29 protein-coding genes, 6 tRNA genes and 1 riboswitch are annotated in these 26,444 nt (G+C 66.0%); of the genes, 16 read left to right on the top strand and 19 right to left on the bottom strand.

Annotation, left to right across the window (positions count from 1 at the left end; genetic code table 11):
* Positions 1–4 precede the first annotated feature (4 nt).
* The 3 genes from ACLKOZ_RS14950 to hisI form a co-directional block, all read right to left on the bottom strand.
* Positions 5–640, bottom strand: a complete 636-nt coding sequence (locus tag ACLKOZ_RS14950) for a Trp biosynthesis-associated membrane protein (protein ID WP_337351411.1) — start codon at positions 638–640, stop codon at positions 5–7.
* Entirely contained in the window at positions 640–2,217 is a 1,578-nt protein-coding gene (locus tag ACLKOZ_RS14945; RefSeq protein ID WP_436476063.1) for an anthranilate synthase component I, read from the bottom strand. Before ACLKOZ_RS14945 ends, ACLKOZ_RS14950 begins: the two co-directional genes overlap by 1 nt.
* Before the next feature lie 120 nt (positions 2,218–2,337).
* Positions 2,338–2,730 (bottom strand): phosphoribosyl-AMP cyclohydrolase, encoded by a 393-nt coding sequence (gene hisI / locus ACLKOZ_RS14940; RefSeq protein WP_337347846.1) that lies wholly within the window; start codon positions 2,728–2,730, stop codon positions 2,338–2,340.
* 112 nt (positions 2,731–2,842) lie between these two features.
* On the opposite strand from hisI, the gene ACLKOZ_RS14935 reads away from it, so the two are divergent.
* Entirely contained in the window at positions 2,843–3,487 is a 645-nt protein-coding gene (locus ACLKOZ_RS14935) for a TIGR03085 family metal-binding protein (RefSeq protein ID WP_337347845.1), read from the top strand.
* 54 nt (positions 3,488–3,541) lie between these two features.
* On the opposite strand, the gene hisF is transcribed toward ACLKOZ_RS14935, so the two are convergent.
* The 14 genes from hisF to ACLKOZ_RS14865 form a co-directional block, all read right to left on the bottom strand.
* Positions 3,542–4,318 (bottom strand): imidazole glycerol phosphate synthase subunit HisF, encoded by a 777-nt coding sequence (gene hisF, locus ACLKOZ_RS14930; protein WP_337347844.1) that lies wholly within the window; start codon positions 4,316–4,318, stop codon positions 3,542–3,544.
* Positions 4,319–4,382: 64 nt separating this feature from the next.
* Positions 4,383–5,243: an ATP phosphoribosyltransferase gene (hisG, locus tag ACLKOZ_RS14925; RefSeq protein ID WP_337347843.1), complete on the bottom strand. Its 861-nt coding sequence runs from the start codon at positions 5,241–5,243 to the stop codon at positions 4,383–4,385.
* Between the two features lie 94 nt (positions 5,244–5,337).
* Complete coding sequence (locus ACLKOZ_RS14920; protein WP_028270786.1) at positions 5,338–5,601, bottom strand: phosphoribosyl-ATP diphosphatase; 264 nt, start codon at positions 5,599–5,601, stop codon at positions 5,338–5,340.
* Between the two features lie 96 nt (positions 5,602–5,697).
* Positions 5,698–6,183 carry a 6,7-dimethyl-8-ribityllumazine synthase gene (gene ribH, locus ACLKOZ_RS14915; RefSeq protein ID WP_436476059.1) on the bottom strand — a complete coding sequence of 162 codons (486 nt, stop codon included), beginning with the start codon at positions 6,181–6,183 and terminating at the stop codon, positions 5,698–5,700.
* A gap of 18 nt (positions 6,184–6,201) precedes the next feature.
* On the bottom strand, positions 6,202–6,945 hold the full coding sequence (ribA, locus tag ACLKOZ_RS14910) for a GTP cyclohydrolase II (RefSeq protein ID WP_436476057.1): 744 nt from the start codon (positions 6,943–6,945) through the stop codon (positions 6,202–6,204).
* Positions 6,942–7,652 carry a 3,4-dihydroxy-2-butanone-4-phosphate synthase gene (gene ribB, locus ACLKOZ_RS14905; RefSeq protein WP_436476055.1) on the bottom strand — a complete coding sequence of 237 codons (711 nt, stop codon included), beginning with the start codon at positions 7,650–7,652 and terminating at the stop codon, positions 6,942–6,944. The genes ribA and ribB overlap by 4 nt, the downstream gene beginning before the upstream one ends.
* A complete protein-coding gene (locus ACLKOZ_RS14900; RefSeq protein WP_436476053.1) occupies positions 7,649–8,284 on the bottom strand; it encodes a riboflavin synthase in 636 nt (211 codons plus the stop codon). Before ACLKOZ_RS14900 ends, ribB begins: the two co-directional genes overlap by 4 nt.
* A complete protein-coding gene (gene ribD, locus ACLKOZ_RS14895) occupies positions 8,284–9,432 on the bottom strand; it encodes a bifunctional diaminohydroxyphosphoribosylaminopyrimidine deaminase/5-amino-6-(5-phosphoribosylamino)uracil reductase RibD (protein WP_436476051.1) in 1,149 nt (382 codons plus the stop codon). Before ribD ends, ACLKOZ_RS14900 begins: the two co-directional genes overlap by 1 nt.
* Positions 9,433–9,606: 174 nt before the next feature.
* Positions 9,607–9,759: riboswitch (FMN riboswitch) on the bottom strand.
* A 40-nt stretch (positions 9,760–9,799) separates the two neighbouring features.
* Positions 9,800–10,480, bottom strand: coding sequence for a ribulose-phosphate 3-epimerase (rpe, locus tag ACLKOZ_RS14890; protein ID WP_337347863.1), 681 nt, complete (start codon positions 10,478–10,480; stop codon positions 9,800–9,802).
* Positions 10,481–10,499: 19 nt separating this feature from the next.
* On the bottom strand, positions 10,500–12,050 hold the full coding sequence (locus tag ACLKOZ_RS14885) for an RsmB/NOP family class I SAM-dependent RNA methyltransferase (protein ID WP_436476049.1): 1,551 nt from the start codon (positions 12,048–12,050) through the stop codon (positions 10,500–10,502).
* Complete coding sequence (gene fmt / locus ACLKOZ_RS14880) at positions 12,047–12,967, bottom strand: methionyl-tRNA formyltransferase (RefSeq protein ID WP_436476047.1); 921 nt, start codon at positions 12,965–12,967, stop codon at positions 12,047–12,049. The genes ACLKOZ_RS14885 and fmt overlap by 4 nt, the downstream gene beginning before the upstream one ends.
* Positions 12,964–13,566, bottom strand: a complete 603-nt coding sequence (gene def, locus ACLKOZ_RS14875; protein ID WP_337351420.1) for a peptide deformylase — start codon at positions 13,564–13,566, stop codon at positions 12,964–12,966. The genes fmt and def overlap by 4 nt, the downstream gene beginning before the upstream one ends.
* 64 nt (positions 13,567–13,630) lie before the next feature.
* A complete protein-coding gene (locus tag ACLKOZ_RS14870; protein WP_337347834.1) occupies positions 13,631–14,488 on the bottom strand; it encodes a cytochrome in 858 nt (285 codons plus the stop codon).
* A 104-nt stretch (positions 14,489–14,592) separates the two neighbouring features.
* Positions 14,593–14,664 (bottom strand) — tRNA-Val (locus ACLKOZ_RS14865).
* Positions 14,665–14,901: 237 nt separating this feature from the next.
* Between ACLKOZ_RS14865 and ACLKOZ_RS14860 the strand changes: the two genes are divergently transcribed.
* The 7 genes from ACLKOZ_RS14860 to ACLKOZ_RS14830 all read left to right on the top strand — a co-directional run bounded on the left by ACLKOZ_RS14860 (position 14,902) and on the right by ACLKOZ_RS14830 (position 17,259).
* Positions 14,902–14,974: transfer RNA gene (locus ACLKOZ_RS14860), tRNA-Gly, on the top strand.
* Between the two features lie 48 nt (positions 14,975–15,022).
* Positions 15,023–15,093: transfer RNA gene (locus ACLKOZ_RS14855), tRNA-Cys, on the top strand.
* Between the two features lie 40 nt (positions 15,094–15,133).
* Positions 15,134–15,208: transfer RNA gene (locus ACLKOZ_RS14850), tRNA-Val, on the top strand.
* A 56-nt stretch (positions 15,209–15,264) separates the two neighbouring features.
* Positions 15,265–15,337 (top strand) — tRNA-Gly (locus ACLKOZ_RS14845).
* A gap of 46 nt (positions 15,338–15,383) precedes the next feature.
* Positions 15,384–15,455, top strand: a tRNA-Val gene (locus ACLKOZ_RS14840).
* 179 nt (positions 15,456–15,634) lie between these two features.
* Positions 15,635–15,898 (top strand): antitoxin, encoded by a 264-nt coding sequence (locus ACLKOZ_RS14835; protein ID WP_337351421.1) that lies wholly within the window; start codon positions 15,635–15,637, stop codon positions 15,896–15,898.
* 131 nt (positions 15,899–16,029) lie between these two features.
* Entirely contained in the window at positions 16,030–17,259 is a 1,230-nt protein-coding gene (locus ACLKOZ_RS14830; RefSeq protein ID WP_436476044.1) for a benzoate/H(+) symporter BenE family transporter, read from the top strand.
* Here ACLKOZ_RS14830 and zapE read toward each other — a convergent pair.
* On the bottom strand, positions 17,256–18,293 hold the full coding sequence (gene zapE / locus ACLKOZ_RS14825; RefSeq protein WP_337347862.1) for a cell division protein ZapE: 1,038 nt from the start codon (positions 18,291–18,293) through the stop codon (positions 17,256–17,258). The two genes, ACLKOZ_RS14830 and zapE, sit on opposite strands and share 4 nt — an antisense overlap.
* 219 nt (positions 18,294–18,512) lie before the next feature.
* Here zapE and ACLKOZ_RS14820 point away from each other — a divergent pair, with 219 nt between their 5' ends.
* Genes ACLKOZ_RS14820 through ybaK form a run of 3 tightly spaced genes read left to right on the top strand, consistent with a single transcriptional unit; the run spans position 18,513 to position 20,409 of the window.
* The gene (locus ACLKOZ_RS14820) at positions 18,513–19,424 is read left to right on the top strand and encodes a sulfurtransferase (RefSeq protein ID WP_436476042.1); all 912 of its coding nucleotides are present in this window, start codon (positions 18,513–18,515) and stop codon (positions 19,422–19,424) included.
* A gap of 10 nt (positions 19,425–19,434) precedes the next feature.
* A complete protein-coding gene (locus ACLKOZ_RS14815; RefSeq protein ID WP_376045997.1) occupies positions 19,435–19,896 on the top strand; it encodes a SufE family protein in 462 nt (153 codons plus the stop codon).
* Between the two features lie 15 nt (positions 19,897–19,911).
* Positions 19,912–20,409 carry a Cys-tRNA(Pro) deacylase gene (gene ybaK, locus ACLKOZ_RS14810; RefSeq protein WP_337351425.1) on the top strand — a complete coding sequence of 166 codons (498 nt, stop codon included), beginning with the start codon at positions 19,912–19,914 and terminating at the stop codon, positions 20,407–20,409.
* An 87-nt stretch (positions 20,410–20,496) separates the two neighbouring features.
* On the opposite strand, the gene ACLKOZ_RS14805 is transcribed toward ybaK, so the two are convergent.
* On the bottom strand, positions 20,497–21,783 hold the full coding sequence (locus tag ACLKOZ_RS14805; protein ID WP_436476039.1) for an alpha/beta hydrolase family protein: 1,287 nt from the start codon (positions 21,781–21,783) through the stop codon (positions 20,497–20,499).
* Positions 21,784–21,917: 134 nt separating this feature from the next.
* Between ACLKOZ_RS14805 and ACLKOZ_RS14800 the strand changes: the two genes are divergently transcribed.
* From ACLKOZ_RS14800 to ACLKOZ_RS14780, 5 genes are all read left to right on the top strand, one after another.
* Positions 21,918–22,409 (top strand): hypothetical protein, encoded by a 492-nt coding sequence (locus ACLKOZ_RS14800; RefSeq protein WP_337347827.1) that lies wholly within the window; start codon positions 21,918–21,920, stop codon positions 22,407–22,409.
* A 14-nt stretch (positions 22,410–22,423) separates the two neighbouring features.
* Positions 22,424–22,972: a peptide-methionine (R)-S-oxide reductase MsrB gene (msrB, locus tag ACLKOZ_RS14795; protein ID WP_436476037.1), complete on the top strand. Its 549-nt coding sequence runs from the start codon at positions 22,424–22,426 to the stop codon at positions 22,970–22,972.
* 165 nt (positions 22,973–23,137) lie between these two features.
* Positions 23,138–24,505, top strand: a complete 1,368-nt coding sequence (locus ACLKOZ_RS14790) for a DUF6421 family protein (RefSeq protein ID WP_436476035.1) — start codon at positions 23,138–23,140, stop codon at positions 24,503–24,505.
* A 14-nt stretch (positions 24,506–24,519) separates the two neighbouring features.
* Positions 24,520–25,269, top strand: a complete 750-nt coding sequence (locus ACLKOZ_RS14785; RefSeq protein ID WP_436476115.1) for an SDR family oxidoreductase — start codon at positions 24,520–24,522, stop codon at positions 25,267–25,269.
* A gap of 30 nt (positions 25,270–25,299) precedes the next feature.
* A complete protein-coding gene (locus ACLKOZ_RS14780; protein ID WP_337347860.1) occupies positions 25,300–26,406 on the top strand; it encodes a threonine aldolase family protein in 1,107 nt (368 codons plus the stop codon).
* Positions 26,407–26,444: the final 38 nt, after the last annotated feature.

The raw sequence follows: 26,444 nt of genomic DNA, 5'->3' as shown, positions 1-26,444 counted from the left end.
GCCCTCAGGTGGGGTCGTCGCCGCGTGAAAGCCGGTCCCAGCTGTCGATCTCGTCCACCGGCCCTGCGGCGGCTGCCCCGCTGCCCGTGGCCCGCACGTCGTATTTTGTGCGTGCCTTCCAGTGCCGGCCCGCCGGGACGATCATCAGTGCGACCAGCGCCAGCAGGATACCGACGACGACGGCGATCGCCGGAAATGCAGTCACGCTCACTTCGGCGCTGCTTCCGGTAACGCCGGTAGCGGCGGCGATGGAGCCCTGCGCCGCGGCCAGCGGGTCAGCCAGCACGGTGGCTGCCGCCCCGACGATGCCGGCGGAGGCCAGCACGATGATCGCCGTGATGATCCACCGCGCGATCCGTCCGGCGATGGCCGCAGCCAGGCCTCCGGCAAGGGCAACAAGTGCCAGGGCTGTGACTGCGGTGGCGGCCTTGCTCCCCTGCACCTGCAGGGCCGCCTGGGCACCGCCGGCCTGGCCTACCTGGTCCGGGTCCAGGGTGACCGAGATCCACGTCTGCGTTGTGGTGCCGAACACCGCCAGGGCCAGTACTGCGACCAGCAGCACCAGCGTGGACTTCCGGGCCCAGGCCGGAGTTCCTGCGGCTTGGGAGGGGTTGCCGGCGGCGACGTCCGGAACCGGCATCAGGCGCCCGCCTGCGTGGTAGGTCCGGCGTCGGGAATGGTCTCGGCTGAAATGTTGTGCAGGGAACCGGCAGTGTGGACTGCCCGGAGCGGGGCCGCGGCCTTGTTCACCGTTTCCAGCGCTTCGGTGGGGTTGACGGAGTCCGCCACAATGCCACCGCCCGCCTGGACGTAGGCACGTCCTTCGCGGAGCAGCGCCGAGCGGATGGCGATGGCCATGTCCATGTCACCGGCGAAGTCCAGGTAGCCCACCACGCCGCCATAGATGCCGCGCCGGTGGGGTTCCAGTTCGTCGAGCAGGCGCAGTGCCCGCGGTTTCGGGGCGCCGGACAGGGTGCCTGCCGGGAAGGTGGCTTTCAGGACGTCGTAGGCCTTGGCTTTCGGCGACAGCTTGCCCACTACGGTGGAGACCAGGTGCATGATGTGGCTGAACCGTTCCACTTCCATGAACTGGGTGACGTCCACGGTCCCGGCGACGCAGACCTTGGAGAGGTCGTTGCGGGACAGGTCCACCAGCATCAGGTGCTCGGCGCGTTCCTTCTGGTCGGCGAGAAGTTCCTCGGCCAGCGCCTTGTCCCCCTCGACTGTCTTGCCGCGGGGGCGTGAGCCGGCGATCGGGTGCGTGATGACTTCTTCGCCGGTCACGGTCACCAGCGCCTCTGGTGAGGAACCAACGATCGAGTACTCGCGGCCGTCGGCGTCCTCGAGGCTGAAGATGTACATGTACGGGCTCGGGTTGGTGTTGCGGAGCACCCGGTAGACGTCCAGGGGCGAGGCGCCGCACTCCATCTCGAAGCGGCGGGAGATCACCACCTGGAAGACTTCGCCGTCGACGATCGCTTCCTTGCCGCGGTCCAGGGCTGCGAGGTATTCGGTTTCGTCCCAGCGTTCCTGCACGCTGGAGGCAAAATCCAGGGCGGCGGGCTCCAGGACGGAAACAGGCTGGGCCACGGGTGTGCTGATCTGCGACAGCAGGGCCTTGACCCGGGCCACGGCGTCGTGCCAGGCCTCGTCCACGCGTTCGGAGCTGTCGTCGAAGTTGATCGCATTGGCGATGAGGAGGACGGTGCCGTCCACGTTGTCGTGCACTGCCATGTCCGTGACCAGGTTCAGCGCCATTTCGGGCAGCTGCAGGTCATCTTCGGGCGGGCTGGTCAGCCGTTCCCAGTGCCGGACCGTTTCCCAGCCCAGGAAGCCCACCAGGCCCGACGTAAATGGCGGCAGCCCGTCAAACCGGTCAGTGCGGAGGGCGTCGATGGTGTCGCGGATGGCGTCCACGGGATTGCCGTCCACAGGCACACCCACCGGCGGCTGTCCGAGCCAGTGGGCCTGGCCGTCCTTCGTGGTGAGCGTGGCGCGCGACCTGGCGCCGATGAACGAGTAGCGGGACCAGGTCCCGCCGACCGCCGCGGATTCCATCAGGAACGTTCCGGGCTGGCCCTGGGCGAGCTTCCGGTAGAGGCCAATGGGTGTCTCCGCGTCCGCCAGAACCTTGAGGCGGACGGGAATGACACGGCTGCTGCCTGCTAGTTCGCGGAACTCTTCGAGGCCCGGACTGATGATTCCAAGGTCCTGCATGGCTATGCTTTTCCGCCTGTTCTTCTTCGACGCCGGGTGGAGGGCGTCAGTTGTATGCTGCCGAAAGTATGTGGGGATCCGGGCCGGACTCCCGCCCCGGGTTGTCTCCCGGGAAGGTGGTCAGGCGGCCGTTCCGGTCTGGACTTCGAGGCCCCTGCCGTCGAAGCAGGTGCGGGTGCCTGTGTGGCACGCGGCGCCGACCTGGTCCACGCGCACGAGGAGCGCATCGCCGTCGCAGTCCATGGCAACGGACTTGACCCACTGGACGTGACCGGAGGTGTCGCCTTTGCGCCAATATTCCTGGCGGGAGCGCGAATAGAAGGTGACCCGGCCGCTGGTCATCGTGCGGTGCAGTGCTTCGTCGTCCATCCAGCCGAGCATCAGCACCTCATTCGTGTCGAACTGCTGTACAACGGCGGCCACCAGCCCGGCGCTGTCCCGCTTCAGCGCAGCGGCGACGGCAGTGGGCAGGGGTGAACCAGGGGCTGGGGCGGAGGCGGGCTGCTCAGACATCAGACCAAGTCTAGTGCCTTTGCACAGGCCCGGCCGGAGTGTGAACAACTGCACATTCGGGGTGGCGGTTCTGCTGCCCAACTCCCCCGGTGTCGTGCTAGTTTCACAAGTGATGCATTTCGTCGACCCGTCCCGAGAAGTCCTGGCCGAAACCCTGCTGGCGGCCGGCCCTGATGCCCCTACCCTTTGCAAAGGCTGGCGCACCAGGGACCTTGCCGCGCATCTTTACCTCCGCGAACGCAAGGCGGCCGTGGGGCTGGGCCTCATCATCAAAAGCCTGTCGAAGGCCTCGGACAAAGCCACCGCCAAGCTGGCCGCGAAGCTGAAGACCGCAGATGATTACACCAGCCTGGTGAACACCTTCCGGGCCGGCCCCCCGGCGCTGTCACCCATGAACATCAAGGCGCTGGACGAAAGCTCCAACCTGATTGAGTACTTCGTGCACACGGAGGACATCCGCCGCGCCGTGGACCGCTGGGCTCCCCGGCAACTCGACGAAGCGTATTCCGAGGCCCTCTGGGACGAACTGATCAAGCGCGCCGCCATTTTGTACCGCGGCGTGGACCTCGGCATTGTCCTGGTCCGGCCTTCCGGGCCGCGCCACGTGGCCAAGCGGGCCCCGGTTTCGGTGGCGATCGTCGGAGAACCCGGTGAACTGCTGATGCACGCCCACGGCCGCACACGCCATGCACTGGTGACGTTCGAAGGCCAGCCCGACGCCGTCGCCCTCCTCCAGTCCGCCGAAGTGGGCCTCTAAGAACCATGACAAAAGAACGCGGGGCCCTTGATGGGGCCCCGCGTTCTTGTTGTATTAGCGGACTTCGAAGCCTGCCTCGCGGATAGCTTGCTTGACCTGGGACATCATGTCGTCGGGGCCCCAGTGGAAGATCGAAGCTGCCAGCACGGCGTCGGCTCCGGCGGCAACGGCCGGGGCAAAGTGCGCGGGCTCCCCGGCACCTCCCGAAGCGATGATGGGAACCTTCACCGCGGCGCGGACCAGGCGGATCAGCTCCAGGTCGAAGCCGTCCTTAGTGCCGTCGGCGTCGATGGAGTTCAGCAGGATTTCCCCTACTCCGCGGTCTGCGGCTTCCTTCGCCCAGGCAATGGCGTCGATGCCAGTGCCCGTGCGGCCGCCGTGCGTAGTCACTTCAAAGCCCGACGCCGTGGGCTGGGATCCGGGGCGGGTGCGGCGGGCGTCCACCGACAGGACCAAAACCTGCGAACCGAAGTGGCGGGTGATCTCGTCGATGACGTCCGGGCGGGCAACTGCAGCCGTGTTGATCGAAGCTTTGTCAGCGCCGAAACGCAGGAGCTTATCCACCTCGGCCACGCCGCGCACCCCGCCGCCAACTGTCAGCGGGATAAAGACTTCCTCAGCCGTGCGGCGGACGACGTCGAAGGTGGTTTCGCGGTTGCCGGAGGACGCGGTGACGTCCAGGAAGGTCAGTTCGTCGGCGCCCGCATTGTCGTACCGGTGCGCCAACTCCACAGGGTCACCGGCGTCGCGGAGACCTTCAAAGTTGACGCCCTTGACGACGCGGCCGGCGTCGACGTCGAGGCACGGGATGACTCGTACAGCTACAGCCATGGGTACTCCTGGAATTCTGCGGTGCAGTGCGGTGGGTCAGGCGGCGCTACCGCCTGGTGGCAGCTCAGATGCGGCAGGCGTGGATGCTGCTGACCAGGATGGCGCGGGCGCCCAGGTCGTAGAGTTCGTCCATGATCCGGTTGGTTTCCTTCTTGGGCACCATCGAACGGACCGCCACCCATTCCGAATCGCGCAGCGGCGAGACGGTGGGTGACTCCAGGCCGGGGGTCAGGGCTGCGGCCTGCTCCACCAGTTCCTTGCGGATGTCGTAGTCCATCAGGACATACTGGCGCGCCACCAGGACACCCTGGAGGCGGCGGATGAGGACTTCGATTTCCTTCGCGGTGCCGTTTGCGGAGCCGCCTTCTTCTGTGCGCTTGATCAGCACGGCCTCGGACTTGAGGATCGGTTCCCCGAAGATCTCCATCCCTGCGGCCTTGAGGGTGTTGCCGGTTTCGACGACGTCGGCGATGGCGTCCGCAACGCCCAGGCGCACGGAGGATTCAACGGCCCCGTCGAGGCGGACTACCTTGGCCTTGATGCCGAGTCCGGCGAGGTAGCCGCGGAGCAGGCCGTCGTAGCTGGTTGCCAGGCGCTTGCCTTCGAGCTCCTGGACGCTGGCGAAGTCGCCCACGGGGCCCGCGAAACGAAACGTGGAGGCGGCGAAGCCGAGGGGCATCAGTTCCTCAGCCTCCACCTCGGCGTCCAGCAGGAGGTCGCGGCCGGTGATGCCGACGTCGAGCGTTCCCTGGCCGACGTAGACGGCGATGTCGCGCGGGCGGAGGAAAAAGAACTCAATGTCGTTGTCCGGGTCAACCATGACCAGTTCGCGGGTGTCGCGGCGCTGGCGGTAACCGGCTTCGGACAGCATGGCGGACGCGGCTTCGGACAGGGAGCCCTTGTTGGGGACGGCTACTCGCAGCATGGGGGGTCTTTCTTGTTTGGGGAGGTCTAGGAATCAGGCAAACGGGCCACGCAAGGCACGGGCAGGCCGGGATGGCCGGACGGTGCCGCAGTGGCTACAGATGCTTGTAGACGTCTTCCAGGGTCAGGCCTTTGGCGAGCATCAGAACCTGCAGGTGGTAGAGCAGCTGGGAGATTTCCTCGGCCGCGGCTTCATCGGATTCGTACTCGGCAGCCATCCACACTTCGGCTGCTTCCTCCACGACTTTCTTGCCAATGCCGTGGACTCCGGACTCCAATTCAGCGACGGTGCGGGAGCCTGCCGGGCGGGTGGCTGCCTTCTCACTCAGTTCAGCGAACAGCGTCTCGAAATTCTTCACGCCCTACAGCCTACTTGCTGCGGGCCGGAGGGCGCCTGCTGAGCCGTTGCATGACGGGCGCGGTGTGAGAGAAGACACACCGCGCCTGTCACCGTGTTACTTGTACTGCTTGAGTACGACGGCGGTAGCCAGGGCGGCGGTGACGGCCTCGTGGCCTTTGTCCTCGCTGGATCCGGGCAACCCGGCACGGTCAAGGCCCTGCTGTTCGGTATCGCAGGTCAGGACGCCGAAGCCCACCGGCACGCCGGTGGCGACACTGACGTCGGTCAGGCCCGACGTCGCCGCCTGGCAGACGTATTCGAAGTGCGGCGTGCCGCCGCGGATCACGACGCCGAGGGCCACCACGGCGTCGAAGTGCGGTGCCAGCCGCGCGGCAGCGACCGGGAGCTCGAAGCTGCCGGGCACGCGCAGGACGGTGGGTTCGCCGATTCCGGCGTCCTTAGCGGCGCGGAGAGCACCGTCCAGGAGCCCGTCCATGATCTGGGTGTGCCAGCTGGCGGCAACGATGGCCAGCCTGAGCTGCGAGGTTTCCGCCGGGTTGAGGGTAGTGAGGTCGATATCGGGTGCGCCGTGGCCACTCATGTGTCTGTTGGGTTCCGTTCAGTCTTGTTCGTGCTGGAAAGTTTCGGTCTGGAAAGATTCGGCGGCCGCGCCGGGCACCGCCACCACATGGGTGTCCAGCGTGAGCCGGTGCTCCATGCGGTCCTTTTTGGTTTGCAGGTAGCGGATGTTCTGGTCGCGCGATGGCACCTCGGTGGGAACCATCTCCACTACCTTCACGCCCGCCTTGGCGAGCCTGTTCAGCTTGTCCGGATTGTTGCTCAGGAGCCGGACCTCGTGCAGGCCCATCTCCGCCAGGACCTGTGCGGCCGCGCTGTAGGAACGCGCATCCACTGGCAGTCCCAGTTGCTCGTTGGCTTCCACGGTGTCGAAGCCTGCTTCCTGGAGGGCGTAGGCCTTGATCTTGTTGGCCAGCCCGATCCCCCGGCCTTCCTGTCCGCGCAGGTACAGCAAGGTGCCGCCGGATGCGTGAATCATTTCCAGGGCGTAGGCCAGCTGCTCGCCGCAGTCGCAACGGTAGGACCCAAAGATGTCACCGGTGAGGCACTCTGAATGGAGCCGGACCAAGGGAGCCTTGCCGTCCGTGGGCGGGTTGGGGGAACTCACCGCGAGGTGTTCGGCGCCGGTGACGAGATCGGTCCAGGCTTGGGCGATGAAGTCGCCGAACGCCGTCGGCAGCTGCACGATGGGCCCGCCGCTGACCGGATGGTGGACTTTTCCGTTACCCGCCTGCGCGCGCTGGCTGCTGTGGTGGCTGTTGCCCGTAGCCCCGGACGCCGTCATCGTTTCTCCTCTTCTTCGCCCGGGCGTCCTGCCCGGGTGCCGCTGGGGGCCGCCGTGCCACCTGCTTCAAGGTAGGCCACCAGATCCTCGATCGAGATCAGCGGGCAACCATGTTCGGCAGCAAAGGTACGAAGCCCGTCCAGCCTCATCATTTCACCGTCGTCATACACTACTTCGGCGATCACACCCACGGGTTCCAGGCCGGCGAGCCGGCACAGGTCCACGGCCGCTTCAGTGTGGCCGGGGCGCTCACGCACTCCACCTTCAACTGCGCGCAGCGGGAATATATGCCCGGGCCGGGTCACAGATGCCGGGCCGGCGCCGGGGTCCGCAAGGATACGGGCAGTAAGGGCCCGGTCCGTCGCCGAGATGCCGGTGCTGACGCCCACCGCGGCGTCGCAGGACACCGTGTAGGCCGTGCCCTTCGCATCTTCGTTTACCGTGACCATGGGCGGCAGCTTCAGGGCGTCGGCACGTTCCCCGGAGAGCGGGACGCAGATGACGCCGGAGCTGAACCGGATGGTCCAGCCCATCAGTGCGGGGGTGGCGTGCTGGGCAGCGAAGATGATGTCACCTTCGTTTTCGCGGTCCTCGTTGTCGACCACCAGCACCGGCCGGCCGGCCGCCAAGGCACGAACGGCGTCTTCCACCGGGTCAAGGCCCGGTGCTGCGGCGGTTACCGGCTCGAGGTGCGCGGTCCCGTTCATAGGTTTCCTCCAGTGGCTGCGCTGGTGCTGAAGGCCAGCAGCCGTTCCGTGTACTTGGCAAGGACGTCGACTTCGAGGTTGACCCTGCTGCCGGTGGACTTGGCGCCCAGGCCTGTTTCCGCAAGTGTGGTGGGGATGAGCCCCACTTCGAACCAGGGTTCGGGTTCAGCTGCCGGGCTGACGGCTGTGACTGTCAGGGAGACGCCGTCGATGGCGATGGAGCCTTTTTCGGCGATGTAGCGGGCAAGGTTGCCCGGCACCCCGAAGCGAAGCCGCTCCCAGTTGCCCAGTGGCTCCCGCTCCAGAAGCTGCCCAACGCCGTCGACATGGCCCTGGACAACGTGGCCGTCCAGCCGGCCGCCGGCCGGGACGCAGCGTTCGAGGTTCACGGAGTCCCCGGTGGAGAGTTCGCCAATGGTGCTCCGGATCAGGGTTTCGCCCATGACGTCGACACTGAAGTCCCTGCCGTCGATGGAGGTGGCGGTCAGGCAGACGCCGTTGACTGCGATCGAGCCGCCCAAGGCGAGGCCTTCGGTGCTGGCTGGGGCGTGGAGCCTGACGGTTGCGCTGGTGTCGCCGTCCCGTTCGACGGAGAGGACCCGTCCCTGTTCGGCAATTATTCCGGTAAACATCAGTGCCCTCCCAAGGCTGGTTCCGCGGCCGCAAGGCCCGGTTGTGGTTCCAAAGGTTGAGTATTGTGCGGACGCAGGTGGAGCCGGAGGTCCCGGCCCAGGGTCCTCACGGAGCCGCCGTCGGACGGGTCCCAGTCCCATTGCTGGGCGTCCTGCAAAGTAGTGATGCCGAGCCCGTTAAGCGCCGGTGTGCCTGAACCCAGCAGCGTGGGGGCCAGGTACACGATCAGCTCGTCGACGAGGCCGGCCGCCAGGAAAGCGCTGAGGATTCGCGAGCCGCCTTCCACCATGACGTGGCGGATTCCTGCTGCATACAGCAGCGAGAGCGCTTCACGGGGATCACGCGTGGGCAGGTGCAGCACCCGGCCGTCCGCACCCCAAATGGCCGCATCCGCCGGAATGTCCCGCCGACCCATCACGGCGCGCAGGGGCTGCTTGCCGGAAACCTCGCCGGACGCGTCGCGGGCGGTCAGCCGGGGGTTGTCGACCAGTACGGTCTGGGTGCCTACCAGGATGGCGTCGATCCTGCCCCGCAGGCCGTGGTTGTCCGCGAGTGATTCGGGGCAGGAGATCCATTGGCTGGTCCCGTCCTCGGCGGCAATGCGGCTGTCGAGTGTCTGGGCGATGTGGAGCGTCACGAACGGCCGCTTTTCGGCAACACCCTGGAACCATTGCCGGTTCAGTTCGAGGGCCTCCCCCGCGGCCAGGCCGCTGCGCACCCTGACGCCCGCCTGCCGGAGCGTGGTGGCGCCGCCCGCCGCCGGGTCGTGGGGATCGTCCACGGCGTAGATCACGTCCGTGATTCCGGCTTCGATGATCGCCTGGGCGCAGGGCCCCGTCCGGCCAACGTGGTTGCACGGTTCGAGCGTGACCAGCATCGTGGCACCATGCAGGTCCAGGCCGGCTGCCGCTGCCTGGGCAATGGCGTCGGCCTCGGCGTGGGCCGTCCCGGCGCCGCGGTGGAAGCCCGTCGCCAGGTGCCGGCCTTCGGCATCAACGACGACGGCTCCCACCAGGGGGTTGGCGCCCCTGGGCCCGCGCAGGGCTGCTTCAAGGGCAGCGTCCATGGCTTGCGTCTCCGCCGGGCTGAAGGCCGTCACTGATTCTTCCCCGGAGGCCAGGGTTTGCTGCTTTGTGGGCGCGGTCATGGCGCGACCGCCGGCCCGGTGGCTTTGGATTCGACGCCATGAGGTGTCAGGGCGTCGAAGAGCCATCGCAAGGGGTTCATATGTGGTGTCGTTCCTTCCCTCTAGAACCGCGATGGCTCCGGGGGTATACGACAGCAGAACGCTGCGGCATCAAATGACGCCGCAGATACAGCTGTACGTGCTTCTCTCATCCAGACTTTAACTGTCGGTACCGGAATTTCACCGGTTCAACCGTCCGCCGGTTCCCTCCCTGGTGGGAAAGCGCCGACTCGCGGGTCGCGGACTGTCACCGCCGGTTCGGACTTACACCGACCCCGGAGCACGTATTGTGTGTTGCTATTCTGCCACAACCATGAAGGTGGGCTGACTATTCCGGGGACCCAGCGCGTAACGTTTGGCTGCCCGCCTTGCGCAGCCGTTCGATCGCCTCTGCGGGGTCCTCTGCGCCGTAAACCGCGGAGCCGGCAACAAAGACGTTGGCTCCCGCTTCGGCTGCACGGGTGATGGTTTCCTCGGTAATGCCGCCGTCCACCTGGATGGCCACGTCGATCCCTGAGCCGTCGATGGCAGCTCTCGCCCGGCGGATCTTGGGGAGCGTCAGGTCCAGGAACGCCTGTCCGCCGAAGCCGGGCTCAACGGTCATGATGAGCAGCATGTCCAGTTCGGCCAACATGTCCAGGTAGGGCTCCACCGGCGTGCCCGGCCGCAGTGCCATACCTGCCTTGGAGCCCCGGGCCCTCAGTTCGCGCGCCAGTTTGATGGGAGCGATGGATGCCTCGGCGTGGAAAGTGACGGAGGCGAGGCCTGCGTCGGCGAAACCCGGGGCCCAGCGGTCGGCGTCGGCGATCATGAGGTGGGCGTCGAGCGGAACGGGGCTGACGGCCTGGATCCGCTGGACCACCGGCAGCCCGATAGTGAGGTTGGGAACGAAGTGGTTGTCCATCACGTCCACGTGGACTGCGTCAGCGTTGCCGATGCGGTGCAGCTCGGCTTCGAGGTTGACGAAGTCGGCGGAGAGGATGCTCGGGTTGATGCAGCATTGCGTCATCGGGGAACCTTTCATGAGTTCAGGCCTTCTTACGGATGAGGGCGAGGAACATGGCGTCCGTGCCGTGGACGTGGGGCCAGAGCTGGGCGGTCAGGCCGTGCCCGGCGCCGAGGTTGCCGGTGAGGCTGACGGTGTCGAGCACCGCCCCGGCGTCCAGGAGCTCCAGGTCCTCGCGCTTGCGCATCACGTCGGTTACGACGGCGGTGGTTTCGGCAGGGTGCGGCGAACAGGTCACGTAAGCCACCACGCCGCCTGGGCGGACAGCTGCCAGGGCTGACTTGAGCAGGTCGCGCTGCAGGGGTCCCAGGTCCGCGAGGTCCTTGGGGGTGCGGCGCCACCGGGATTCCGGCCGGCGGCGGAGCGCACCGAGGCCGCTGCAGGGGACGTCCACCAGGACGCGGTCAAACGATTCTGCCTGCTCGGTGCCGACGTCCCGGCCATCGCCGGTACGGACGCGCCAGGCGTCCTTGGGGACGGCGGAGAGGGCCTGACTGACGAGTTTTGCCCGGTGCGGTGCCGGTTCGTTCGCAAGGAGCGTGGCGTCCCGGGCGTTGGCCAGGGCGGCCAGGAGTGCGGCTTTTCCGCCGGGGCCGGCGCACAGGTCGAGCCAGGACTCCGGGCTGGCGGCGTTCTCAACGTCCACGGCGGCCAAGGCGCGGGCCACCAGCTGGGAGCCTACGTCCTGGACTCGGGTTGTGCCTTCCCGCACGGACGCCAGCCTGCCGAGGTCGCCGCCGCTGGAAAGTGCCGAACCCTCAACCAGTTCACCGGGCGTGGCTCCGTTTTCGAGTGCCTCGTCGAGGCTCCCCAGCCCGGGCAGGGCCACCAGGTTGACCACGGGAGCCGCGTTGTCCGCTTCCAGCAGTTCGTTGATTTCGGTGGCGGACCGCCCATGGGCCACCAAGGCCTGGCGCATCGCGCGGACGATCCATTCGGGGTGTGCATGCCTGATCGAAGCGACCTTGGTTTCATCGGTTTCGCCGGCGACCAGCAGGTCCAGCCATTCGTCGAGGGTGTGTGCCGTGACTTTCCGCAGCACCGCATTGATCAGGGCAGACGGGCCGGCGCCGATCACGGCGCGGGCCAGGCCAACGGTCTGGTCCAGTGCAGCGTGGGCTGGTACGCGCATAGCGAGCAACTGGTGGGTGCCGATCCGCAGGGCATCGAGGATGGCGGGATCCAGCTGGTCCAGCGGCCTATCGACGCAGCGGGCAAGGACGGCGTCGTACGTGCCCTGTCCGCGGAGGGCGCCATAGCTCAGCTCAGTGGCGAAACCGGCATCGCGTTTGTCCAGCCCGTGGTGGCGGATCCGGGACGGCAGCACCAGGTTGGCGTAGGCGTCCTCCGCGGCCACTGCACGCAGGACCTCGAAGGCCACCAGCCGGGCGGGATCTGCCCGGCGGGTCCGCTGCGCCGGCGCATTTTCGGTGAAGCTCCGTTGCGAGGGCCGGTTGCGTTCGCGGCCCTGGGCGTTGCGCTGGCTGCTGTCCCGTTTTCCGCCGCCACCACGGCCGCCTCTTTGGCCGCCGCCCCGGCCGCCGCCGCCTGTCGTTCCGCCGGACATACTCATTCGAACACCACGCTTTCAAGGGAAGCCATGCCGCGTGCCCAATCAGCCGCGGCCATCATCTTTTTGCCCGAGGGCTGGATCCGCGTGAGTTCCACCGCGTGGGAGCCGGTGCCCACCAAAACGCCCTTGTCCCTGAACACCGCTCTACCGGGCGCGAGGTCCGCCACATCCGGCCGGAGCCTGACTGGCTCCAGCTTGACCCGCTGTCCGTCGAGGGTTGTCCAGGCGCCGGGCTCGGGGGTGACCCCTCGGGCACGCCGGCCGATAGCCAAGGCCGGCTGGTTCCAGTCCAGCCGGCCGTCGTCGAAGGTCAGTTTGGGGGCGAGTGAAACGTCGCCCTGCTGCGGTTGGGGGGCAGCCTGTCCGGCGTCAATGGCGGAGAGGGTCTGTGCCAGGAGCACGGCACCGCTGTGCGACAGCCGCTCCAGCAGTTGCCCGGCGGTGTCCTCCGTGCCAACGCTTTCGGTCAGGGTCCCGAACACGGGCCCGGTATCCAGGCCACGCTCAAGCTGGAAAGTCACCGCGCCCGTGACGTCGTCCCCTGCGATCACCGCACGTTGCACGGGGGCGGCACCGCGCCAGGCAGGCAACAGCGAGAAGTGCAGGTTGATCCAGCCGTGCCGGGGAACCTCCAGGGCCGCCGGGGGGATCAGTCCGCCGTAGGCAACAATGGCCGCGACGTCCGGGCTGACGGCGGCGATCTTTGCTGTCACGTCCGCATCCACTTTGGCTGCATGGATGACGTCAATGCCAAGTTCGGCGGCGCGGTGGGCAACGGGCGACGGCGTCAGCACGCGTTTGCGTCCCACCGGGGCGTCCGGGCGGGTCAGCACTGCAACGATGTCAAAGCCTGCCTTGACGAGGGCATCCAGCGACGGCACCGCAACCGCGGGAGTGCCGGCGAAAAGTACCCTCATTCAGCCGCACCGGATGCCGTGGCACCAAAGCCTGTGCCGCCAAAGCTGGCACCGCCGAAACTGGAGCCGACCGTCTTGGCCCGCTTCGCCGTCGTGCGCTCTGTAATGGCGTCGTAGTTGGCATTGCGGATGGAGCGCAGGGCCTTTTTCCGGTCCTCACCCTCCAGCCTGTCCGTATAGAGGATGCCGTCCAGGTGGTCGGTCTCATGCTGGAAGCAGCGGGCCAGCATGCCTTCGCCTTCGACGGTGACGGGATTGCCGTGGAGGTCAACGCCGGTGACCTTGGTGGCCCGGAAACGCCGGACCGGGAAACCCAGGCCGGGGATGGACAGGCAACCTTCCACCTGGTCCGGCTGGTAATCGTCACTGTTTTCAAGGACGGGGTTGATGATGTGGCCGTCCACCCCACCGACGCGGTAGGTAAAGACCCGCTGGCTGACGCCGATCTGCGGCGCCGCGAGCCCGGCGCCCTCGACGTCCTCCATGGTTTCGGTCATGTCTGCCACCAGCTTGGCCAGCTCCGGCCCGAACTCCGTCACGGGATCGGCCACTGTGCGGAGCACAGGATCGCCGATGATGCGGATATTCAGAATGGCCATGTGCTGTCTTTCCTCACGGTTGGCGGATTGGGGAACCAATCCAGTTTAGGCGGTGCGCAGCAGGCTATGCCGTCCGTGCCGGGACAGGCGGTGGCGCGATGGGGAGCAAGGCTGTTCCGGCACTGATGGTGTCGGAGGAGAGTTCCCAGACACGGCGCAGCGCGCAAAACTTCCACCAGTGGTGTTTCAGGACCTCAGGGTTGGCCCGCACCGGGCGGACTTCGGTTTCACCGATGGCCACTGCCAGGAGGACGGGGTCCTCGCCATATTTCCAGGCCTCCCATTCGCCGGTGACTGGATCCACCAGGCTTTCCTCGGCCTTCATCCCAGCCACGAGCTGCATGACCACTTTGTCGTCGAGGGGCTTGACCGTGCCGTCCCGGGTGGTGCCCTTTGTTTTGTAGTCGATCACGCAGGTCCTGCCGTTAATCTTCGCCACCAGGTCCAGGGTGCCCGCGTAACCGACAGATTTGTTCCAGATGGTGATTTCTGGAGCAATGGGCTCCACCCGGTACAGCTCCCACCATTCGTCGAACCGCACGGCGAAAGCTTCCTCCCCGTTCGCGGCCAGCGCCTCCCGGGTTTCCTTCATGGCGTGCGGCCGGCCCAGGGCACGGAGGGCCACCTGTTCACAGTAGTTGTGGACGCGGTCTCCGCGCTTGGCGGCCTCATCACGGTACGTTTCGGCGGCCTTCGCTGCCCGGTTAACCGCCTGGCGGATCTTCGCTGGACTCCCAAGGCAGTCGGCGAGCAACGGATCCTTCGCCAGGCTGTTGGCGCCCATGTACCCAAACCAGCCGTCCAGCCCGTGCGGCTGTTGACCGATCACCGTGGTGATGGACGGGACAGTGAACGGCTCCGACGTGGAGCGCGCGTACATGCGGCCATATTCGGTGGCGTGGGCAAGAAGCGGATCAGTCATACAAAGACTCTTTCACAAGGGGCTGACAGAATGGCAGGCACAGTTGCCGGACATAAAAAAGGTCCGCTTCCGCTCGAAGGAGCGGAAACGGACCTTGTTATCGGTGGGCGATACTGGGTTCGAACCAGTGACCTCTTCGGTGTGAACGAAGCGCGCTACCACTGCGCCAATCGCCCCGATGCATTTGAATGCTAGCCCACCCTGCGCCGATTCGGAAATCGGGCAACAAGGGTCTGCGCGCACCCTGCGAATTACAGGCCTGTAATTCCTGAATCCCCCTAGATTCCGCGGATCCAGGGGCATCCCCTCACTGTCCGCGGCCGCCGATTTGGAGAATCCCTGAACCTCCTATAGAGTTCTTACTCGTTGGAACGCGAGGAAATGCCCAAACGGCACGGAATCACGCCAACAATGCGGACGTAGCTCAGCTGGTAGAGCACCACCTTGCCAAGGTGGATGTCGCGAGTTCGAATCTCGTCGTCCGCTCGCAGGACACTGTCACGGCAATGGCTCTTTTTGATCCGGCGCTTACACGGTGGGTTGGCCGAGAGGCGAGGCAGCGGCCTGCAAAGCCGTATACACGGGTTCGAATCCCGTACCCACCTCGGTGAAAACCATGGTTTCCGGTTAATCCCGGATGGCAATGGGCGATTGGCGCAGCGGTAGCGCGCTTCCCTGACACGGAAGAGGTCACTGGTTCGATCCCAGTATCGCCCACCAAGCAAGGAAACTTGCTTCATGCAGTACGCACGGCCCGGCCGGAACGTACTTCATACGCGGACGTAGCTCAGCTGGTAGAGCACCACCTTGCCAAGGTGGATGTCGCGAGTTCGAATCTCGTCGTCCGCTCTCTTCTTTACAAGAAAACATCCCAATAAACCGGTCTTCCGGTTCCGGGCGATTGGCGCAGCGGTAGCGCGCTTCCCTGACACGGAAGAGGTCACTGGTTCGATCCCAGTATCGCCCACAGCAGCAGCTCCCCCGCCGGAGCTGCTTTTTTGTTGCCCGGATTCTGCCCGGATTTGCGCCGCCACCGGTCCGCCGCAACTTTACAGGTTTTGTCACAGCACCTTGGCACCTCCAGGAGACAGGGCTAGGATCGGTTGCGGAGGAGCGAACTGGCTCCGCGATTGAAGGGAGGTGCTCGTGGGACTGATTGACGATCTTAAGGGCAAGGCTAAAGGTCTTATCCATGGCAACGAGCAGGCCATCAAGGACGGCATCAACAAGGCCGGCGATTTCGTCGACACCAAGACCGGCGGCAAGTACGCAGGTCACGTCGACAAGATCCAGGATGGCGCTTCCAAGCTCGTTGACAAGAACGGAACGCCCGGCCAGGCACCTGCCAGCGAGCAGGTCCCTCCGGTCAACCCGGTTCCGCCGGTTCCGCCGGTCGACAAGGCTCCGTAAAAAGGATTTGGCCAGGGCTTTGCCCTAGCACGTCAAGGGGGCGCGGGTCCTGCCGGGAGGCGGCACCCGCGCCTTTGGCGTTTAAGCACAGCTTTTCGGCCATCCGCGCACGAGCCGGTAACCTGCCAGATATGCCAAAGCCCGCACCAGCCATCATCCCGGACGCTGCCACCGGCCGGTCCCGCCCCCTTTCGCAGCCGATCGTGGCGGGCATCGTGACGGCACTGGTAGGGTTCACGTCGTCCTTCGCCGTGGTCCTTGCCGGGCTCCGCGCCGTGGGCGCCAGTCCTGCCCAGTCAGCATCCGGCCTGCTGGCACTCACCCTCATTTTCGGCGTCGGCGTACTCTGGCTATCCTGGCGTTCAAAGGTTCCAGTGACGCTCGCGTGGTCCACGCCGGGAGCTGCCCTTTTAGCGGGAGCCGGAACGGTCGACGGCGGCTGGCCGGCCGCCGTCGGAGCCTTCCTGGTGACCGGCGTACTCATCTGCCTCACCGGGCTGATCCCGGCACTGGGCAGGCTGCTGGCGGGCATCCCCACGTCCCTGGCGCAAGCCATGCTGGCGGGCGTACTGCTGTCGCTGTGCCTGGCGCCCTTCTCCGCCCTGGGAACCAACCCCCTTCAAGTAGCTCCAGTCATCATCTGCTGGCTGCTGATGATGAGGTTCGCACCGCGATGGTCCGTGCCCGCCTCACTCGCGGTTGCCCTGGCGGTGATTGCCGTCCACCTGGCAACCGGAGGCGCGGGAAACCTCGAGGGCGGATTCCTGCCAGCGCCCGTCTGGACCATGCCGTCTTTCAGCCTGCAGGCCGTTGCCGGCATCGCACTGCCGCTTTTCATCGTGACCATGGCATCGCAGAACATCCCTGGCGTCGCGGTATTGAAGTCCTTCGGCTACGCCACACCGTGGGCGCCGTCCATGCTGGTGACCGGCGCGGGAACCATGCTCAGTGCACCCTTCGGCGGCCACGCGATGAACCTGGCCGCCCTCAGCGCTGCGCTGGCCGCAGGTAAGGAAGCGGGTGAAGACAGGAGCCGCCGCTGGATCGCTGCTTTCACGTCGGGCCTGGCCTATGTAGTCCTGGCCTTGTTTTCTGCAGCCTTGGTCACGGTGGTGAGCGCCGCTCCCCCGGGCCTGCTGGAGGCAGTTGCAGGGCTGGCCCTGATCGGGACGCTGGCGGCTTCGGTGTCCTCCGCGCTGGCAGTGCCGGAGGAACGGATCGCGGCGTCCGTCACGTTCCTGGTTGCTGCCTCCGGCCTCAGCTTCGCGGGCATCGGCGCCGCTTTCTGGGCCCTGGCAGCCGGCCTGCTGGTGCGGTCACTTCTGAAGAACCGTGGGCAGCAGGGCGTGCCCCAGCCTTAGGACGGTTCGTGGTTTTGGCCCTCCCGGGCAAGGGCAGTCAGGCGGGAGACAGCGCGGTAGTACTTCTTGGTGTACCCGCCGTGCATCATCTCGTCGGTGAACAGCTTGTCAAAGGGAACCCCGCTGGCCAGGATCGGCACGTCCTTGTCATACAGGCGGTCTGCCAGCACTACGAACCGCAGGGCAACGGCTTGCTCGGTGATGGTTTCGACGTTACGCCACACGACGCCGTCGATGCCTTCGATGAGCTGCCGGTAGCGGCTGGGATGCACGCCGGCAAGGTGTCCGATCAGCGTGCTGAATTCGTCCTGCGCCACGGTCTTGCCGTCGAACTCGGCCTTCATCTGGGCGGATAGCTCGCTGTTCTTGAGCGGCGCTGGCGGCGTGGGCAGGCCCCGGTGGCGGAAGTCCTCGCCGTCGATCCGGATGACCTCAAACTGATCCGCCAGAACCTGGATCTCGCGCTGGAAGTCGACGGCGGCGAAGCGGCCGTCACCCAGCGAACCCGGCAGGGTGTTGGAGGTTGCAGCCAGCTTGACGCCGGCGTCGGCCAGTTCACGCATTAGCCGGGACATCAGGACGGTGTCGCCCGGATCATCGAGCTCAAACTCATCGATGCACACCAGCTTGTAGTGACTGAGCGCCTCCACCGTTTTGCGGAAGGAAAGCGCCCCCACGAGGTTGGTGTATTCCACGAACGTGCCAAAAGCCTTAGGCCCCGGCGCGGCGTGCCACAAAGATGCCAGCAAGTGGGTCTTGCCCACACCAAAACCGCCGTCGAGGTAGATGCCGGCCCGGGACGTGTCCTTCTTGGCAAAAAGCTTCTTGAAAAGGCCGCCACCGTTCCCTGCGCCCACACCCTGCGCAAACCCTTCCAATTCCCGGACTGCATGGGACTGGCTCGGCTGCTTGGGGTCCGGGCGGTAACTTGCGAAGGAGACCTGGCCGAACCGCGGTGAAGGATAAAAGCCCTTAAGGAGCTCATCCACCGAAACTGCCGGAGTGCGGGCGGCAAGCTGTTCGATCTGTACCAAGGTGGTCCGTTCTGCTGGTGGGTTGTCCCCAGAAAGGATACCGGCAATGCAGCACGCCTTCCCCACCCCGGGCACGGGCCAGCCACGGAGCGTGACGAAGCCCATATTTCCCTCTATTAACGGAACAGCGGATTTCGTGTGCCGCCGTGGCTAGTGTTGAACCAGGTTCCCAGCATCCTCCAGCAGGTCCGCCGTACGTTTGAATGAAAGGCCATCACCTTGTCCTACCCAGTTGAACAGAACGAGAAGTTCGCAGCCTATGCCCGCCCTGAGCGCCTGGTTTCCACTGAGTGGCTCGCCGCCGCCCTGGAAAGCGGCGCTGTGGCCGATGGAAAGCTGGTGGTTGTGGAGTCCGATGAGGACGTCCTGCTCTATGAGACCGGCCATATCCCCGGAGCAGTCAAGATCGACTGGCACACCGACCTCAACGACGAAGTGACCCGCGACTACGTTGACGGCGAGGCCTTTGCCGCCCTGGCCTCGTCCAAGGGCATCTCCCGTGACAGCACCGTAGTGATTTACGGCGACAAGTCCAACTGGTGGGCCGCCTACGCCCTGTGGGTCTTCACCCTGTTCGGTCACGAGGACGTCCGCCTGCTGGACGGCGGCCGCGACAAGTGGATCGCCGAAGGCCGGGACCTGACCACCGAGACCGCCACGCCGGCACCGGGCGACTACCCGGTGGTGGAGCGCAACGACGCCCCCATCCGCGCTTTCAAAGAGGACGTGCTGGCACACCTCGGCAAGCCGCTGATCGACGTCCGCTCCCCCGAGGAATACACCGGGCAGCGCACGCACATGCCTGCCTACCCTGAGGAGGGCGCACTCCGTGGAGGCCACATCCCCACCGCGGCCTCCATTCCCTGGGCGCGCGCAGCCGCAGCGGACGGGACATACCGCAGCCGCGATGAGCTCGAGGCCCTGTACCTCGGCGAGGCTGGCCTCACCGAGGGCGACGACGTTGTGGCCTACTGCCGGATCGGCGAACGTTCCAGCCACACCTGGTTCGCCCTGAAGTACCTGCTGGGCTTCGACACCGTCCGCAACTACGACGGCTCCTGGACCGAATGGGGCAACGCCGTCCGCGTTCCCATCGTCAAGGGTGCGGAGCGCGGCTCCGTCCCGGCGTAAGCTGGAGTAGATGACTACTCATGCCTTGCCCGCCTCGTTGGCGGAAATCGTGGACGACTTCCAGGCCCTCACGGAGCCCGAGCGGCTGCAGCTGCTGCTCGAGTTCTCGCGGGAACTTCCGGAGTTGCCGGACCGCCTGAAGAACCACCCTGAGCTCCTGGAGCAGGTGGTGGAATGCCAGTCGCCACTATTCCTGACCATTGAGACGGAAAAGAACGACGCCGGCTCGGCTGACACTTTTCGGCTGTACTTCAAGGCGCCGCCTGAAGCCCCCACCACGCGGGGCTTCGCCGGGGTGCTCCTTGAGGGGCTCGACGGGCTCAGCGCGGAGGAAATCCTGGCAGTTCCGGATGACATGCCTGAACTGCTGGGCCTTACCCGGGCGATCACACCGTTGCGGATGCGCGGCATGACCGCCATGCTGGGCCGCATCAAGCGCAAGGTCGCAGCCTCGGCCCGGCTGCACAGCTAGCAGCCAGCACGGCTAATGGGGCGCAAAAGCACTTCGCAGGGAACGCCGGCCACCGCGGTACTGACCGCGGCCGGCGTTCCCTTTGTGCTGCACCCGTACACCCACGATCCTTCCGCGGCCAGCTATGGCACCGAAGCTGCCGAAGCCCTGGGAATCGACCCGGCGAGGGTCTTCAAAACGCTGATGGTGGAGGTGGAAGGCCGGCTGGCGGTGGGCGTAGTGCCCGTCAGCGGCAATCTTGACCTGAAGGCTTTCGCGGCTGCCCTGGACGCGAAAAAGGCCACCATGGCCGATCCCAAGTCCGCCGAACGCCGGACCGGCTATGTACTCGGCGGAATCTCGCCGCTGGGCCAGCGGCAGCCCTCACCCACCGTCATCGACGGCAGTGCCGTTGCCTTGGAAACGATGCTGGTTTCCGGCGGCCGGCGGGGGCTGGACATCGAGCTGGCGCCCGCTGAGCTGATCCGGCTCACATCCGCTATCACGGCCCCGATCGGAACGGTCAAACCTTAGGGACGGTCTTTTCCTCCGCGAATTCCCGCCCTCCCCCAACTGGGTAGCAGCAGATGTCGTTTAGACGCCTCAAAACGACATCTGCTGCTACTTAGTTGGGCTAACCGTGACGCTTGTCTGGCCGGGGTTGACCCTCGGGGCCAGCTGCTGCCTGAGCCACGCCTTGACGAGGCGCTCCCAGCGGGCAGGATCCACGTTCCATTCCTTGGTGTGCCGCGCGTGGTTGAACGTTTCGAAGGTGACCATTTCCGGGTTTCGTTCGGCCAGCAGGGCGGATGGCTCATAGGGAACGTATTCGTCGTCGACGCTGTGCACAATCAGGGTGGGCGTGCGCAGTTCAACAGCCCGGGCCACCCAGTCCATGGCTTTGAGGTCCACCGGCGCCGAGAGCCCGGTGAGCCGGCGCCCCAAGGGGTGGCCGAGCATCAGCTGGCCATACCGACCCACGAGGGACGGGATCCTGTTAATCTCCGCATGGTGGGCCAGGACGTTGACCCAGTTGATGACCGGAGCGTCAAGGACCATGGCCCGGATCAGGTGGCGGTAGCGGGACAGATCCGCCGTCTGCAGGCAGATGGCGCCTCCCATGGACCAGCCAAAAAGGACTATCTCTTCGGCCCCATTTCCCAATGCGTACTCGATGGCGGCTTCGATGTCGCGCCATTCTGTTGATCCAAGTCCATAGCGTCCGTCGTCGGCTGAAGGCGCCAGTCCGTCATTCCGGTAGGACACCAGCAGGCTGGTCAGACCCAGTTCCAGGGCGGGACCGACGGCGCGCAGGGCCTCCTGGCGGGTGGCTCCCCTGCCGTGCACCATCACGGCCCAGGTGCGGGATGTGCCCCCTGCCCGCACCAGCCACGCCGGCGCCTGCCCGCCGTCGACCTCAATCAGTACATCTTCGGACGGGAGGCCAGCGGCCTCCGGAGTCGGATAGAGTGCGCCGCTCCACCAGCCCCGGTGGGCGCTGTCGAGGTCGCCGCTGTAGACGGCTTCGACCTCACGGAGGACCGTGCGTTCCGCTGGCGAGTACGACACGATGCGGCCAATGCGGGCGTGTCCCTTGCCGCCGTCGAAAAAGAACCCATACACGCCGTCCACGGTGGTATCCGGGGTGGCCGCCAGGATGACCTGCCGGCCCTGGCCTTCACGGATGACAGCCAGCACTTCCTGGTCCGCCGCCCGCCGTGGTGCCGGCGTAATGACCCTGCGAGCGAAGTACAGGGCCAGGGCTGACGACCCCGTGGCCAGCAGTCCGGCCAGGGCACCGCCCCCGATCACACCGCCGATGGTCCATTTGGCCCGCAGTGACATCCCGGCGTCGGCAGCGGGGGCAACGGTGGCCTTTGGGGCAGGGGTCCGTGGAGAAGAAGCCATGGGTCCATTCTTACCGTCCTTGGCCCGTGGGCCATATTCCGCCACCCCCGGCCCCGGACAGCGGAGCGCCGGACCCGCCGGGCCCGGCGGGGCAAATGGATGCAGCGGCACAGGCACAGGACTAGGCTGATGGCATGAGCGATCCCATCGTCATCCTGACCGAAGAACCCCTGGGCGCGGACGACCGCGTCAACATAGAACGGCTGGTGAACGGGGCGGATGCGCGCCTTGTGCTGCTGGTCCCGGCCAACACGGAAAGGCACCTGCTGGTGGACTTCCTGGAGCATCTGTCGCTCCTGGAGATTTCCAAGGCGTTCCGGGAGCTGACCAGCCATGCCCCGGATCCCACAGTGGAACGGGCGGAGGCATCAGAGACGCTGGCTGTGTCCCTGGGCGCCCTCGAGGGACTCGGGGCCGGAGTGACCGGCGAGGTAGTGGACGGCGGGGCGGTTAAGGGTCTGGTCGCGAAGGTCAAGGAACTCGGGGCAACACAGGCCGTAGTGGTCACCCGCCCGCACGCTGTTTCAGACACGTTCCACACCGACTGGGCCAGCAAGGCGCAGGACCAGTTGGGCATTCCTGTCCTGCATCTCTATGCGGGCTCGGGATTTATCGGTGACTCGTAAGCGTTGAACAGGCTATGAGCATCTTCGGAAACAAGATTTTTGGCAACAAGGCGACGGATTCCATCCGAGAGACGCTTCCGGCGGACCATCCCGCCGGCGCGGGCGTGAAGTCGGACGCGCAGTGGCGGCAAGAGCTCACTCCCGAGGAATACCACGTGCTCCGCGAGGCCGGCACGGAACGGCCGTATACCGGCGAATACTGGGACACCCACACCTCAGGGGTCTACCAGTGCCGGGCCTGCGGCACTGAACTCTTCACCAGTAACGAAAAGTTCGATTCGCATTGCGGCTGGCCCTCTTTCTGGGCACCACTGGCGGAAGGGACCGTCCGGTACATCCACGACCGGACGCTGGGGATGGAGCGCATTGAAGTGCGCTGCGCCACCTGCGACTCACACCTGGGGCACGTTTTCGAGGGCGAAGGCTATGGCACGCCGACGGACCAGCGCTTCTGCATCAACTCGGTCTCGCTAAAGCTGGTGCCCCGGGATGAGCAGGACGGCGTGGAACAGGACGGCGCGGAACAGCAAGGTGGGGACGGCCAGTCCGGTACAGCGTCCTGAACTGCGGCGACGCCCGCGCCAGCCACGGCCGGCGCTGGAGCTGGATGCGCTTTTGAACCCCCTGAGGCTGAGAGCTTCTTATGCTTAGCCATATTTTGCATTAGGAAGTCTGGTTGCTTGCTACGCTCACCGTAGATGCCCAAGCAACCAGAAAGGCTGCCTCCGATGACTGAAACCACGATCATGGCCCCCGCGAGAATTTCCGCCGACAATCCCGGCTGGCTCCGGCTCAAGGCTGCCGCCACCTCGCTCCAACTGCTCCAGGCCCAGGACGGATCCATCCCGGACCAGGACGGGCACGCAGCAGCCGCCGTCCACGTCGCAGCGATCGTTGAATCCATTGAGGAACTGGTGCCCCGGTTCCCCCACGACGCCGACTATCTCGCGGCAGTCACCGCCGACTTCCGGGCCTGGGCCGACGCCGGTTTCGGCGTTCCGGACTTCCTGGCATCGCTGCTGTCGTTCCAGCCGCAGGAGCAGCGCCAGGACGGCCTCCAGCACCTGGTGGTCTTCCCCATGTACACCCAGAACGGCAGCAGCAGCCGTCTCGTGGAGGCGGTGCTGATCGAAGTCATCTGGCCGGAGTTCATCGCGGCCCTGGAAGCCGGCGACTATTCCAACCGGCTCTTTGTGCCCATCCGCTTCCTGGACTTCACGCCCGGGTACAACACCAACTCGGCGGTCCTCTTCCCGGAGACGGTGGCCGTCCGCGAGACGCCTACGTTCACGTGGGGCGCCATCTTTGCCGACCGCGAGGCCGCCCGGTTCCGCCGTGTCCTGCGGGCTGCTGCCGAGATCACGCGCCTTGAACTGCCGGCCGGCGCCGCGGAACTCCTTGAGGACCAGGAGCTGACCGAGGCGACTTTCGTGATGTGGGACCTGATCCACGACCGGACCCACATGCGCGGAGACCTGCCCTTTGACCCCTTCATGATCAAGCAGCGCATGCCGTTTTTCCTCTACTCCCTCGAGGAGCTCCGCTGCGACCTCACGGCTTTCCGTGAATCGGTCCGGATTGAAAAGGACGAGGACGCCGGCCCTGAAGCCCGCCGCCACGCGAAGCTGGTCCAGTACGCCATCATCTTCGACCGGATCTTCCGTTTCGCCATCACCGGCAGCAGGGTCCGCAACTACGACGGACTGGGCGGCCAGCTGCTGTTCGCCTGGCTGCACCAGCACCACGTCCTCCACTGGACGGACAGCAGGCTCAGCATCGACTGGGACCAAGTGGCGGAAGCGGTCATCGCCCTCGGGGCCAGGATCGATGAGCTGTACTGGCGCTCCATCGACCGGCCTAAAATGGCCCACTGGCTCGCCGCGTACCAGCTGATCTCCGGTACGGTCACCCCGCACCCGGCGTCCGTCTGGGCGAAGGGACCGGACGCCCTCCCCCTCGCCGGAGCGCCCCGCGGCCTCACGGACCAGGTGCTGGATGACGAATTCCCGCTGTCCATGTTCTACGAGGCACTGGAGAAGAAGATGCGCCCGGTCATCGAATCCACCGCCGGCATCACTGGCAGTTCCGCGCTGTGAGTGCAGCCGATGCGATGAAGGCGAATATCCCGGACAGTGAAGCGACACTGAACGTGCTGGTCACCGGCGGCAGCGGCGCGTCCGGCATCGCCGTGGCCGGCGCACTCCACCGTGCCGGCCAGCGGGTCTTCACCGTTGGCTCGGACCGGGCCCGCATCGAAGCGGCAGCAGGTCGGGCGGGCGACGGCGTCACCCCACTCGTGTGCGATCTCGCCGACCTCGCGGCTGTCCAGAGCCTCCGGGATTCCGTCGCGGAAACCGTCGGGCGAATGGACGCCGTCATCCACCTGGTGGGCGGCTGGCGCGGCGCGAAGGGCATTGCAGACCAGAGCGACGCCGACTGGGACTTCCTGGAGCGAGGCGCCATCACCACGCTCCGCAATGTGTCCAGGGTCTTCTACGACGACCTTGCCGGCTCCGGAACAGGCAGGTTTGCCATGGTCTCCTCCACGGCCGTGGACAATCCGACGGCGGCCACAGCCAGTTACGTGGCAGCGAAAGCCGCCGCCGAAACCTGGACCATGGCCATGGCAGAAGGCTTCAGCCGCGCCGCCTCCAGCGCTGAAGGGCAGGGCGCTGCCCCCTGGAGTGCCGCCGTCGTACTTGTCGTCAAGACACTCGTTGATGCGGACCTCCGCCTGCAGCATCCGGAACGGAAGTTCCCCGGGGCCACCGACGTCGAAGACCTGGCTGCCGCCGTCGTTGGCCTGTTCAGCCGGCCGGCACACGAACTGAACGGCCGCAGGCTCCTGCTGGCCACCTGACCTCCCTAGACTGAAAGCGTGAACAAAGCGATGACAACCACAGCCGATTCCGGCGCGCGTACCGCCGGCCGCCTGCATGACCCGTCCGTGCGCGGCTTCGCGTCGGACAATTACTCGGGCGTCCATCCCGAGGTCCTTGCCGCCCTCGCGGCCGCCAACGACGGCCACCAGGTCTCCTACGGCGAGGACGACTACACCGCGCGGCTCCACGGACTGCTGGAGGACCATTTCGGCGCTGGCATCGAAAGCTTTCCGGTCTTCAACGGGACGGGCGCCAACGTGCTGTCGCTGCAGTCCCTGCTGCCCCGCTGGGGCGCCGTCATCTGCGCCTCCACCGCCCACATCAACATGGATGAAAACGGCGCTCCCGAACGGATTGGCGGGATCAAGCTCCTGCACGTCCCCACCCCGGACGGAAAACTGACGCCGGAGCTGATCGACCGCGAGGCGTGGGGCTGGGGCGACGAGCACCGCGCCCAGCCATTGGCCGTCTCCATCACCCAGACCACCGAACTGGGCACGTGCTACACGCCCGCTGAAGTCCGGGCCATCGCCGACCACGCCCACGCACGGGGCATGAAGCTCCACATGGACGGGGCAAGGCTTGCCAACGCCGCGGCACACCTGCAGGTGCCGTTGAGGGCATTCACGCGCGACGCCGGCGTGGACATCCTGTCCTTCGGCGGCACCAAGAACGGGCTGCTTTTTGGTGAAGTGGTAGTGGCCCTGAACCCGGAGGCCGCCCACGGCCTGGTCTACCTGCGCAAGATGAACATGCAGCTGGCATCGAAGATGCGGTTCATGTCCGCCCAGTTCATCGCACTCCTGGAGGATGGCCTCTGGCTCCGTTCGGCATCCCACGCCAACGCGATGGCCACCCGCCTGCGTGCGGCGGTGGACAAGATCGAGGGGGTTCAACCAACCCAGAAGACTGAATCCAACGGAGTGTTCGCCGTCCTCCCGGAGGGCGTAGCGGACAGGCTTCGGGAATCCTTCCGTTTCTACGACTGGAACGAAGCAGCCCGGGAAGTCCGGTGGATGTGTTCTTTCGATACAAGCGAGGAGGACGTTGATGATTTTGTGGCCGCAATCCGCCAAGAGCTGGCCGCCTACAACGCAGGCAATGCCGCCACGTAGCAAAAGGTGGCCGACGGCGAGCCTGCACTGCCTGTCCC

The organism is Arthrobacter sp. R4 (assembly GCF_051365025.1).
GTDB lineage: Bacteria > Actinomycetota > Actinomycetes > Actinomycetales > Micrococcaceae > Arthrobacter.
This window is presented reverse-complemented; position numbering and strand designations above follow the sequence as displayed.